Source organism: uncultured Methanofollis sp. (assembly GCF_937919355.1).
Lineage (GTDB): Archaea > Halobacteriota > Methanomicrobia > Methanomicrobiales > Methanofollaceae > Methanofollis.
The window spans coordinates 1-9,513 of record NZ_CALFSA010000134.1 but is presented as its reverse complement, the minus strand read 5'-3'; the positions used below and the strand labels follow the sequence as shown (position 1 = coordinate 9,513).

Annotated in this window: 13 protein-coding genes and 1 tRNA gene; 10 read left to right on the top strand and 4 right to left on the bottom strand. The window is 59.4% G+C overall.

Going from position 1 to position 9,513, the window contains the following annotated elements:
- A partial coding sequence (locus Q0520_RS06370) for a UPF0280 family protein (RefSeq protein ID WP_298667743.1) occupies positions 1 to 702 on the top strand: 702 nt, incomplete at its 5' end.
- A 780-nt stretch (positions 703 to 1,482) separates the two neighbouring features.
- Here the strand turns inward: Q0520_RS06370 and Q0520_RS06365 are convergent.
- Positions 1,483 to 1,881 carry a hypothetical protein gene (locus Q0520_RS06365; protein WP_298667741.1) on the bottom strand — a complete coding sequence of 133 codons (399 nt, stop codon included), beginning with the start codon at positions 1,879 to 1,881 and terminating at the stop codon, positions 1,483 to 1,485.
- 444 nt (positions 1,882 to 2,325) lie between these two features.
- Between Q0520_RS06365 and Q0520_RS06360 the strand changes: the two genes are divergently transcribed.
- From Q0520_RS06360 to Q0520_RS06340, 5 genes are read left to right on the top strand one after another with little or no spacing between them, the layout of a single operon-like run.
- A complete protein-coding gene (locus Q0520_RS06360) occupies positions 2,326 to 2,622 on the top strand; it encodes a MarR family transcriptional regulator (RefSeq protein ID WP_298667738.1) in 297 nt (98 codons plus the stop codon).
- A complete protein-coding gene (locus tag Q0520_RS06355; RefSeq protein ID WP_298667737.1) occupies positions 2,619 to 3,146 on the top strand; it encodes a tRNA (cytidine(56)-2'-O)-methyltransferase in 528 nt (175 codons plus the stop codon). The genes Q0520_RS06360 and Q0520_RS06355 overlap by 4 nt, the downstream gene beginning before the upstream one ends.
- Positions 3,143 to 4,216, top strand: coding sequence for an ATP-grasp domain-containing protein (locus Q0520_RS06350; RefSeq protein ID WP_298667735.1), 1,074 nt, complete (start codon positions 3,143 to 3,145; stop codon positions 4,214 to 4,216). Before Q0520_RS06355 ends, Q0520_RS06350 begins: the two co-directional genes overlap by 4 nt.
- Positions 4,216 to 4,749, top strand: coding sequence for a transcription factor (locus Q0520_RS06345; protein WP_298667733.1), 534 nt, complete (start codon positions 4,216 to 4,218; stop codon positions 4,747 to 4,749). The genes Q0520_RS06350 and Q0520_RS06345 overlap by 1 nt, the downstream gene beginning before the upstream one ends.
- Positions 4,712 to 5,209, top strand: coding sequence for an HDIG domain-containing metalloprotein (locus Q0520_RS06340; protein ID WP_298667731.1), 498 nt, complete (start codon positions 4,712 to 4,714; stop codon positions 5,207 to 5,209). Before Q0520_RS06345 ends, Q0520_RS06340 begins: the two co-directional genes overlap by 38 nt.
- Here the strand turns inward: Q0520_RS06340 and Q0520_RS06335 are convergent.
- Complete coding sequence (locus Q0520_RS06335) at positions 5,202 to 5,702, bottom strand: regulator of amino acid metabolism, contains ACT domain protein (RefSeq protein ID WP_298667728.1); 501 nt, start codon at positions 5,700 to 5,702, stop codon at positions 5,202 to 5,204. The two genes, Q0520_RS06340 and Q0520_RS06335, sit on opposite strands and share 8 nt — an antisense overlap.
- A 180-nt stretch (positions 5,703 to 5,882) precedes the next feature.
- Here Q0520_RS06335 and Q0520_RS06330 point away from each other — a divergent pair.
- The 3 genes from Q0520_RS06330 to Q0520_RS06320 all read left to right on the top strand — a co-directional run bounded on the left by Q0520_RS06330 (position 5,883) and on the right by Q0520_RS06320 (position 8,263).
- A tRNA-Leu gene (locus Q0520_RS06330) sits at positions 5,883 to 5,967 on the top strand.
- A 183-nt stretch (positions 5,968 to 6,150) separates the two neighbouring features.
- A complete protein-coding gene (locus tag Q0520_RS06325) occupies positions 6,151 to 7,254 on the top strand; it encodes a DMT family transporter (RefSeq protein WP_298667726.1) in 1,104 nt (367 codons plus the stop codon).
- A 34-nt stretch (positions 7,255 to 7,288) separates the two neighbouring features.
- Positions 7,289 to 8,263 carry a hypothetical protein gene (locus Q0520_RS06320; protein WP_298667724.1) on the top strand — a complete coding sequence of 325 codons (975 nt, stop codon included), beginning with the start codon at positions 7,289 to 7,291 and terminating at the stop codon, positions 8,261 to 8,263.
- A 13-nt stretch (positions 8,264 to 8,276) separates the two neighbouring features.
- Here the strand turns inward: Q0520_RS06320 and Q0520_RS06315 are convergent, their stop codons facing one another.
- On the bottom strand, positions 8,277 to 8,429 hold the full coding sequence (locus Q0520_RS06315) for a hypothetical protein (RefSeq protein ID WP_298667722.1): 153 nt from the start codon (positions 8,427 to 8,429) through the stop codon (positions 8,277 to 8,279).
- A gap of 292 nt (positions 8,430 to 8,721) precedes the next feature.
- On the opposite strand from Q0520_RS06315, the gene Q0520_RS06310 reads away from it, so the two are divergent.
- Positions 8,722 to 9,012 carry a hypothetical protein gene (locus Q0520_RS06310; RefSeq protein ID WP_298667720.1) on the top strand — a complete coding sequence of 97 codons (291 nt, stop codon included), beginning with the start codon at positions 8,722 to 8,724 and terminating at the stop codon, positions 9,010 to 9,012.
- On the opposite strand, the gene Q0520_RS06305 is transcribed toward Q0520_RS06310, so the two are convergent.
- A complete protein-coding gene (locus Q0520_RS06305; protein ID WP_298667718.1) occupies positions 8,967 to 9,350 on the bottom strand; it encodes a rubredoxin in 384 nt (127 codons plus the stop codon). The genes Q0520_RS06310 and Q0520_RS06305 overlap by 46 nt on opposite strands.
- Between the last annotated feature and the right edge of the window lie 163 nt (positions 9,351 to 9,513).

Sequence of the window (9,513 nt, the reverse complement as noted above, 5' to 3'; positions counted from 1 at the left end):
CACTTCCAGTACAGGCAGACGATCACGACGATCCTGGCCGACGAGCAGTCCTTCATCGACGCGGCAAAAAGTGCGATGCTCGACGCCCGTGCAGAACTGGAGGCGTTCATCGCGGATGACCCCTTCTTCGGGATCACCTTCGACCCCTACAACCCGCCGGCGGAGAGTCTGACCGTGCGGCGCATGGGCGCGGCGTCAGTCTCCGCGGGCGTCGGCCCCATGGCGGCGGTCGCCGGCACCATCGCCTGGGCAGGGGCGGAGGCGATGCAGGAGGCCGGCGCCTCCTTCGGCGTCGTCGACAATGGCGGGGACATCGCCCTCTTCTCCGACCGCAATGTGCGGATCGGCATCCACGCCGGAGAGTCGCCCCTCTCTGACAGACTGGCCTTCCTCGTCCCACCGCACCCTGCCATCCTCGGCATCTGCACCTCGTCGGCGACGGTCGGGCCGTCGATCTCCTTCGGCGTCGCCGACGCCGTCTGCGTCGTCGCGGAGGACGTCGCCCTCGCCGACGCCTGGGCGACCTCCCTTTGCAACGACCTCAGCCCCGGCGACGACACCCCCTTCGCCGCCCTCGAAGGCACCGGGGTGCAGGGCGCCCTCGCCATCCTCGGCGACGCCGTCGGCACCTGGGGGACACTCCCCGAGATCGTCGGCGCACGGGTCGACACCGACCTCATCACGCGGGGGGAAGAGGTCTGATCCTCTAAGGAGAAGCGCTGACCACCCACCTTCTCCAGAATGATCCCCTCAGTACAGAAATGCCAAAATGGCTTTTTAGAATTCTTGTTCTGGCGTGCCTGTGCCGGGGGACTACAACGAAACCTTCGGTTTCTTGACCTCCCTTCGGTCGGACAGCGAAGACTTCGTCTTCTCGACTCACTCAGTTCGTCCCCGCTCAAGATTGGGCTGGGGAAGGGTGAACTGGATATTCTGAGGAGGGAGATAACCATCTCGTCTCTATCCTAATGGTGGGGAGACCGGGGGGTGCGACCGAAGGGAGCTTGAGAAAACGGAACGTTTTCGAGCGATGCCCCCCGGACATGGATGCCGATCCACCGCCTTCCCCATACCGGTCACCGGGGGACGCTCGAAGACTTCGTCTTCTCTAGCTCACTTCGTTCGCATCTCGAAGGTCTTCGACCCATTGCACATCGAAGATGTGCGTGAACAGGAAAATCTTCGATTTTCCGTATTCTCAAACTCGCTGACGCTCGTTTCTCGAAGACTTCGTCTTCTCTCGTTCACTTCGTTCACATCTCGAAGGACTTCGACCCGTGGCAGATCGGAGATCTGCCCGAACAGGATATCTCCAATACCCTGTATTCTCATGCTCGCTGTCGCTCGCACCCCGCTCAGGATAGGGTCAGGGAAGGACGAACAGGATATACCGGCTGATTTGTTATTTCTCCTGTCCGGAAGTGGGATGAGCCCCCCCCTACAGACCCTTCAAAAAAGAGTTCTCCCGACCCCAGAACCCCCTCAAACCAGTTCGTCGAGGACGAAGTCCTCCGCCTTCTGCCGCGCTCCCTTTCCCCTGAACCTCCCGTACTCCGTCTCCCCGTCGGTAACGACGATCGCCGGCCCCTCCGCATCGACCCCGAAGACAAGTTCAAAAATATCGACCTCGTCAAGGAGCACGCCGCGGAGCGTCTCCGAAGCCGGAGCGAGCATGAGGCGGTCGGCGGCAAGGTCTCCCGGATATTCCCGGAAATAATAGTAGTAGACCTGAAAGGCATTGAGCAGGTCTGAGGTGAGGAGTTCGCGCCTGACGTCGTCGTCGATCCCGTCAAGGATCCCGGCGAGGCGCACGTCGTCTTCCTCGGCCTCCTCGAGGATTCTATCTGCCAGTGCCGCCAGCTGCTCGTAATCAGTCATCATGATACCTCTCCCCCCGGAGATAAAATATATTTTGAGGATATATCCCCTGATCCTTGGGGAAAAACGCCAGTCCCCCACCTTCTCTTCGTCCTGGAGGGGGGACTGACGCCGAAAATCAAAGATTTTCTCGAACTTGCTATCGCTCGTTGCCCCCCGACCCCTGACACAGGATTGGACGGGGGAAGGATACGTCCTGTAACCTGAAGAAGTCTGCCATCCACCGTCCTATCGTAATAGTGGGGGTGCGAGCGTCAGCGGGTTCAAGAAGACCATGGGATCTTCGCTGAACCCCCCAGAACAGGAACACGGACACGATTTTTCGACCTGAATGAGAGTCACGTCATCAACGCAACCAGGGGTTTCGATCCGTTTCGGATGACCTCAGAATTTTATGCAGCCCTCTGCACGACAAACTATATTGTGAGATCCAGCACAAAATACGGTGTGAAATCCGAAGAATTCGACTGGACGGTCTACCATGCGATCGCCTGGAACAGGGCGACGACGATCCCCGCCCTCAGGGAATACACAGGCGGGGACGAGGCGACAGTCGAAGCCTCGGTGGAGCGCCTCGTCTCGTACCTGCTCATCGAGCGGCACGGCGAAGAATACCGCGCCCTCTCGATCGAGGAGTCCATTCTCAAGTGCCACCTGCGTGCAGGCCCCGGCATTCACCTCGAAGTCGAAGACGGCGTCATAAAAATCCCTGATTTCGCACGTAAAGGAGATAATAACTCATGAGGAAAGTGTGTATCCTCAGACTCGGTCATCGGCCTGAGCGCGACCTGCGGGTGACCACCCATGTCGGCCTCACGGCCCGCGCCCTCGGTGCGGACGGCATGTACCTTGCTGCCGACGACCACGGCATCGTCGACTCGATCGAAGACGTCGTCGAACGCTGGGGCGGAGAATTTTTCGTTGAAAACGACGTGAAGTGGCGGCAGTGTATCAAGCAATGGAAAGCGAAGGGAGGCATCGTCGCCCATCTCACCATGTACGGCCTTGACGTCGGCGAGGTCACCGCCGAGGTGCGGGAGCGCCCCGAAGACCTGCTCATCATCGTCGGCGCGGAGAAAGTGCCGGGCGACGTCTATGGCATGGCCGACTACAACGTCTCCGTGACCAACCAGCCCCACTCAGAGATATCGAGCCTTGCCATCTTCCTCGACCGCCTCTTCCAGGGCCAGGAGATGGGCCACAAATTTGAGGACGCAAAGATCCGCGTCGAGCCCTGCAAGGTCGGAAAACGGGTGGTCGAGCTTTGAAACGCGTCCTTGTCGCGGGTTTTGCGACCAGGCACGTGGTCCAGTCGGCGCGGCGGGCCGGGTTCGAGGTCTATGCCGTCGACCACTTCTGCGACCAGGACCTCTGCTGGAATGCCCATAAGTACCTGAAGTTCGACGAACTCGAAGACCTCCCCGACACGATCGCCGCGATCGCCGACGGCCACACGATCGACGCCTTTGTCGCCACCTCCGGGGCCGAGGACCTCACCATCCCCCTCCCCCATGCAGGCACCCCGACCGAGGTCTCGGCGCGTTTCCTGGACAAACTGGAGATCCAGACATTCTTCGAGGACGCTCATATCCCGACACCGCACCTCGCCGACGGCCGTTTCCCGGCCATGGTCAAGCCGCGGCACGGTGCCGGCGGATGGCGGAACCGCCTCGTCCGGTCCCCCGACGAACTCCGGGCCTGGGAAGAGGAATGGCCTGACGTCCCGTCGATCACCCAGGAACTCGTCTCCGGCATACCTGCAAGCGTCTCGTGCATTGCCGACGGGAAGCGGGCCGTTGCCATCGCTGTCAACGAACAGATCCTCCGCGGCGGCGAAGGCGACCGGGCGTACGGCTTTTCCGGATCTGTCACACCATTCAACCACCCCCTCGCCACAAAGATGATCGCTATTGCAGAAGAGGCCGTGGCCAGGAGCGGGTGCGTCGGGTCGGTCGGCGTCGACTTTGTTGTCGGCGACGACGACGTGTGGGCGATCGAGATCAACCCCCGCTTCCAGGGCACCCTCGATACCGTCGAGATCGCAACCGGGCAGAGCGTCTTCAAGAGACACATCGACGCCTGCCAGGGCATCCTTCCGCCGCACGCCCAGAAACCGGGCGTGGTGGCGGCGCGGACGATCCTCTTCGCCGACCACGACCTCACGCTCACCGAGGACCTCGGCGCCTGTGCCGACTGCTGCGCCGACATCCCCTGGCCGGGGACAGAGATCGAGGAGGGAGGGGCGGTGGTGAGCATCTACGGATGGGGGCCAGACCGCAATGCCGCACTCGCCATGCTGGATAGAAATATAACACGCGTCCGTCAATATATTCCCTGATGGTTGGCATAGACGAGATACTTGCAGATCCGGCAGTCAGGGCATATCTCCTCCGTCATATCGGGAACGAGGGCATCGATCTCCTCGAGAAGTTTCCGCCCGAGGGCGAATACTCGGACGAGGAACTTGCCGAGAAGACCGGCATCAACCTCAATTCAGTACGGCACACCCTCTATACTCTCTACGAGAGGCGCCTTGCCGAGTACAGGCGGATCAAGGACCCGGAGTCAGGCTGGCTCACCTACCTCTGGACACTCAAGACCGACATGGTCTATCCCGTGATCAGGGAGGAACTCGAGCGTGTCCTGGAGATCCTGACAAAGAGGGCGAAGTACGAGGAGGAGAACGACTTTTTCATCTGTGAAGAGTGCGGCATCTTCACCTTCAACGATGTCTCCGACGCAAACTTTAACTGTCCGAACTGCGGCGCTCAGGTGAAGCACTTTGACAACGAGATGCTCCTTGGCGCCCTGAAGCGGAGGATCGCGGCAATCCATGCAACTCTTGGAACGGCTGGAAGCGCATCTGAGTGATGCCGGGTGCGAACCCGGCGTCATCGCCCATTGCCGCACAGTTAATACCGTCGCTGCGGGATATGCCCGATCGCCGGTCGTCGACAGGACTCTTCTGACGACCGGTGCGATGCTCCACGACCTCGGGCGCTCGCGGACACACTCACTCCACCATGCCGAGGTCGGCGCCGACCTCGCCCGCCAGTCCGGGTGTCCTGACAAGGTAGCCCGGATCATCCAGAGACATATCGGTGCGGGACTGACCGTCGAGGAATGCGCCCTCCTCGGGCTCATACCCCGGGACTCGGTGCCTGAGAGACTGGAGGAACAGATTGTCGCCCATGCCGACAACCTGGTCAAAGGGACGCGTGCGATCACGCCCGAGGAGAGGATGGACCGGTCTCTTTTTCTCGGTCGAAAATTTATTCTGCGGGCCTTCAGGCTCAACCTCGACCTCGAACCCCTCCGCCACCTCAGATGATCAACTGCTGGACGTGAGGGAGGACCCGCAGTTCCTCGATCACGCCGACGGGCAGGGGATCATCGAGGACGACGACCAGTTTCGGGGACTCGGAGAAGTAGGGGTCATTCACGAAGATCTGCCTGATGGTCAGGTCGTGTGCGGCAAGGACACCGACGACCGCACCGACAATACCCTTTTCATGGGCGTCCCGCGGGAGGATGGTGATGACCGTGAGTTTCAGGGACCCGGCCACCCGGGAGAGGTCGGGTGTTGCCCTCATCAGTGAGAATACTTCTGCTCCCGGCCCCATCGTCAGGATACGGCGGGCCGTGGCATCGACGACCCGGCGGTCGATCCCGATCGCCCGTGCAATATGCGTGGCCGGGATCTCGATACCATTGCAGGTAATGCGTCCCTCTTCAGAAACACCAAAGCCGTTCTCAAGGAGAAACCTGACGACCCGTGCCTGGGCCGGGGAATCGGCAAATTCCTGCATGATTTTTGCCCACATAGCCAGCATTATCATCGGTGCTGGAGGATAATGATTCTTAGGGTTGAAACCATTGCGCTCATCCGACCAGGTCCCCTCTTCTCTCGTGATTTTCCGGAGAAGTACCTGAAGGCGGGGTCTCTGTGCCCCGGTTGAGCGATAGATTAAAAAATGTAAAGATCCTTCTCTATAGGGTAACGGGCGAGGGTTGCCAAGCCAGGTCAAAGGCGCAAGGTTGAGGGCCTTGTCACGTAGGTGTTCGAGGGTTCGAATCCCTTCCCTCGCATTTCTTTTCATCTCGTCGAGATCTTTTCTCCGTGTTTCTGGAACCCCATTTCAGATCAAGTTCTGAACGAACAGCATTCCCGATATAGTCCTGCCTTTTTCCCGGTGCGCCGGTCATTGACCCCTGATCTCTCAACAGGTATAAGACCAACCCTGTCCAAAATAAACAGTCATATCTGGTCGTATGTCATTCACTGAGCGTCTCCCTGTCATCTATGCCCTGACCGCCGCCGCGCTCTTCGGCATAGCAGCGCCCTTCTCCAAACTCCTTCTCGAAGGTGTGGGGCCGGTCACCATGGCATCGCTCCTCTTTCTCGGGAGCGGGATCGGCCTTCTGGTCTACCTCATGGTGGGTTCTCTCTCAGGGAATGGAAGGGACGGTGTCGAGGCTTCGCTCAGTTGGTCAGACCTCCCCTGGCTTGCCGGCGTCGTCATCTGCGGCGGCATCCTCGCACCGATCGTGCTGATGGTGAGTCTCGCCCGTACCCCGGCGGCGACGGCCGCTCTCCTCCTCAACTTCGAGGCCGTGGCCACGGCCATCATTGCGGTCCTGTGGTACAGAGAACCGATCGGCCGCAGGATGGGTGCCGCGCTCTGCCTGGTCACCCTCGCCTGCATCATCCTCTCATGGAACCCGGACCAGGCCTTCGGCTTCTCTCTTGCCGCCCTCGGCATCCTCCTCACCTGCACCTTCTGGGGCCTTGACAACAACTTCAGCAAGAAGATCTCGGCAAAAGACCCCATCCCCATCGTCATGATCAAGGGCCTCGGGGCAGGTACAGTCACGTTCTTCATTGCCCGGGCTCTCGGCGAGGCCATCCCGCCTATAGAGACATGTTGTGCCGCCATGTTCATCGGCTTTCTCGGATACGGCGGGCTCATGAGCGTCTTTTTCCTGATGGCACTGCGGGGGATAGGTTCGGCAAGGACAGGTGCGCTTGTCTCAACCTCTCCTTTCTTCGGTGTTTTCGTATCGTTCTTCCTCTTCACGGAGAGCCCAAGCGTCCTCTTCTACCCATCGCTCCTGATCATGGGCATCGGCGCATATCTCCTCATCACGGAAAGGCATTCCCACGCCCACCACCACGAGGCGATGGTGCACGAGCACCGCCACAGGCACGACGACCTCCACCACGACCACGAGCACCCGCCGGGCACGCCCCCTCTCGACAGGTACGGATACCACTCCCATCCCCACACCCACGTCGAGATGTGGCACGACCACCCGCACACGCCTGACACCCACCACCAGCACCGTCACGATGGTGCCGACAGTGCAAAGCATTGATGTGGTGCGGGAGACGAATCACAGGAGAGAAAGTATGAGGGTTGCAATTGCCGGTGCCGGCGTTTCTGGGAGTTACCTGGCTTCGTGTCTTGCTGAGAAGGGCATTGCTGTCGATCTCTACGACCTCCCTCACCAGAACACGTGTTCGATCTCACCCTGTGCCTGGATGGCGACGCGGGAGATCGTGCCGCTGGTCAGGTCAGCAGGACTCGACCCTGCCCGTTATATCCTGAACAGGTTCTCTTCTGCCATTTTCCAGGGACGGGAGTTCGGCGTCGACCTCATGACGATCGACAAACCCGCTCTCATCCGCGACCTGAGAGGCGATCTCCCGGTCAGGTGCGGACCCTTCAACCCTGGAGACTACGACCGCGTCATCGACGCCACGGGGACCGCCCGGACCTATCTCCCTCCCATCGCAGACGACAGACTCGTCCCCTGCATCCAGTACCGGGGCACCACGGAAGATCTCCGGGCACTCCCCGAGGTCCGTTGCGTGTACGGCGGGTATGCCTGGTCCTTCCCCCTTGGCGATGACAGGTACCATATCGGTTGCCTGAGTCATATGGCCGACCCGTCTCCCCTTCTCAGGGACTCCGGACTGCTCGACGGCATGAAGACGAAGTGCGGGTGCAGGAGTTATCTCAGGGTCACGTCTCCGTCCGGGGCACTCCCCTTTGTATCCGGGAATATCTGGGGTATCGGCGAGGCGACCGGGTGTGTCTATCCCCTTCTTGGCGACGGCATCGTCCCTGCCCTCAGGAGTGTCGGCCTCATCCTCGCATCCTGGGACGATCCAGAGGCCTATCGCCGCGCCGTACTCTCGACTTTTTCCCGGATGAAGGCCGAGTACGATGTCCTGAATGCCCTGAACACAGGCGAGAGAGTCGGCCTGATAGACATCCTCAGCACGAATTTCATGCGTCTTGGCGTGCGGGTCAATCCGGGTAAAGCGCGGGAAGCCTATACAGACGCTGTCTCTGTCTGGTCGTGTTGCCCTGGAAAATAAAAGATAAGACTATTCAGAGGTCGCGGATCTCAAGGTCGGCCTCCTCAACTGAATCGAGTTTCATCGCGACCGTCCTGTAGAGATTGATATTCCGCACGCACTCTTTGAACTCACCATTGTACCACTCAGAAATCGAGTCCTGATACATGAGGATCTTTGTCTTCATCTCTGATCTCCGGTTTGTTGGTGCCCCCTATAAGTCTTCCTTTATAATCTTCAGGGATTTTTCATGATTTATGATTAAAATCGCAGAAATATTCCCGTATCCGGGGCCATGTCCGGAATAATCATGTCTGACATTTTCTTTCTCTCATGCGGGCGCGGAGAGACTTCTTCCGGGCAGAGAGACAGTTTCCCGGAGAGAGAAGACACTCCGTCACACCGGAGTGTCGGTGGCATCCTCTTTATATACCAGAATTGCGATACGCCGTTCATCACCACAATATGCGGAGGGGGGTATGAAGCGTGTGGGCATCAGGATGGGGGTACTCTCGCAGATCATCGATGACCTGAACAAGAACGAGGAACTCAGGGAGATATTCGGGTCCCCTGTATCTCAGAGTCTTGCAGTCATTGCTGAATATGCGGACGGAGAACTTGATCTCAGGGTAGAGGAGATAAGAGAAAGACCCCTTACCGAGTCGGAGAACAAACGGTTTGTGGAGATCCTTAACAGGACTGTCACCACAAACCTCAGCAGGGATCAATACTCCAGGGCCTCGAACTGGGCTCTGCCGACCTTGCCGTAGTACTGTGATATCTTCGGGTCCAGTCCGCAGACAGGGCAGGAATAATCATCAGGCAGGTCATCAAACGCTGTCCCCGCCGGTATGCCCCGGTGCGGTTCGCCCCTCTTCTGGTCATAAACGTAGCCGCAGATCTTGCAGACATATCTCGACGGGTTCCAGGGCTCGAAGCCCCAGGTGCCTATCGGTCCTTTTCCCGTCGCGCCGCAGACAGGGCAGATGTAGTCCTCGGGCAGGTCTTTAAACTCCGTCCCCGCCGGTATGCCCCGGTGCGGTTCGCCCCTGAGCGGGGAATACACATATCCACAGTGCCTGCAGATATACCGCTTCACCTTTGCCATCGCCTTCCCCCGCCTCCCATGTGCCCGGGTTGATATATATGTGCCGGAGGGCAGGGGAACATTCTCTACAGGACCGATCAGGTGCGCGTGGGAAGGCAGGGGACCGACCCGAGCGTCCGACGGCGGCGTACTCTCACGGAGAATACAGAAATCCCGCCCGACA

What these genes read in the sequence shown, in the direction of transcription:
- Q0520_RS06305 (WP_298667718.1), bottom strand. Translation starts at nt 9,350, where the DNA reads ATGGCAAAGGTGAAGCGGTATATCTGCAGGCACTGTGGATATGTGTAT.
- Q0520_RS06345 (WP_298667733.1), top strand. Translation starts at nt 4,216, where the DNA reads ATGGTTGGCATAGACGAGATACTTGCAGATCCGGCAGTCAGGGCATAT.
- Q0520_RS06340 (WP_298667731.1), top strand. Translation starts at nt 4,712, where the DNA reads ATGCAACTCTTGGAACGGCTGGAAGCGCATCTGAGTGATGCCGGGTGC.
- Q0520_RS06365 (WP_298667741.1), bottom strand. Translation starts at nt 1,881, where the DNA reads ATGATGACTGATTACGAGCAGCTGGCGGCACTGGCAGATAGAATCCTC.
- Q0520_RS06325 (WP_298667726.1), top strand. Translation starts at nt 6,151, where the DNA reads ATGTCATTCACTGAGCGTCTCCCTGTCATCTATGCCCTGACCGCCGCC.
- Q0520_RS06320 (WP_298667724.1), top strand. Translation starts at nt 7,289, where the DNA reads ATGAGGGTTGCAATTGCCGGTGCCGGCGTTTCTGGGAGTTACCTGGCT.
- Q0520_RS06315 (WP_298667722.1), bottom strand. Translation starts at nt 8,429, where the DNA reads ATGAAGACAAAGATCCTCATGTATCAGGACTCGATTTCTGAGTGGTAC.
- Q0520_RS06310 (WP_298667720.1), top strand. Translation starts at nt 8,722, where the DNA reads ATGAAGCGTGTGGGCATCAGGATGGGGGTACTCTCGCAGATCATCGAT.
- Q0520_RS06355 (WP_298667737.1), top strand. Translation starts at nt 2,619, where the DNA reads ATGAGGAAAGTGTGTATCCTCAGACTCGGTCATCGGCCTGAGCGCGAC.
- Q0520_RS06335 (WP_298667728.1), bottom strand. Translation starts at nt 5,702, where the DNA reads ATGTGGGCAAAAATCATGCAGGAATTTGCCGATTCCCCGGCCCAGGCA.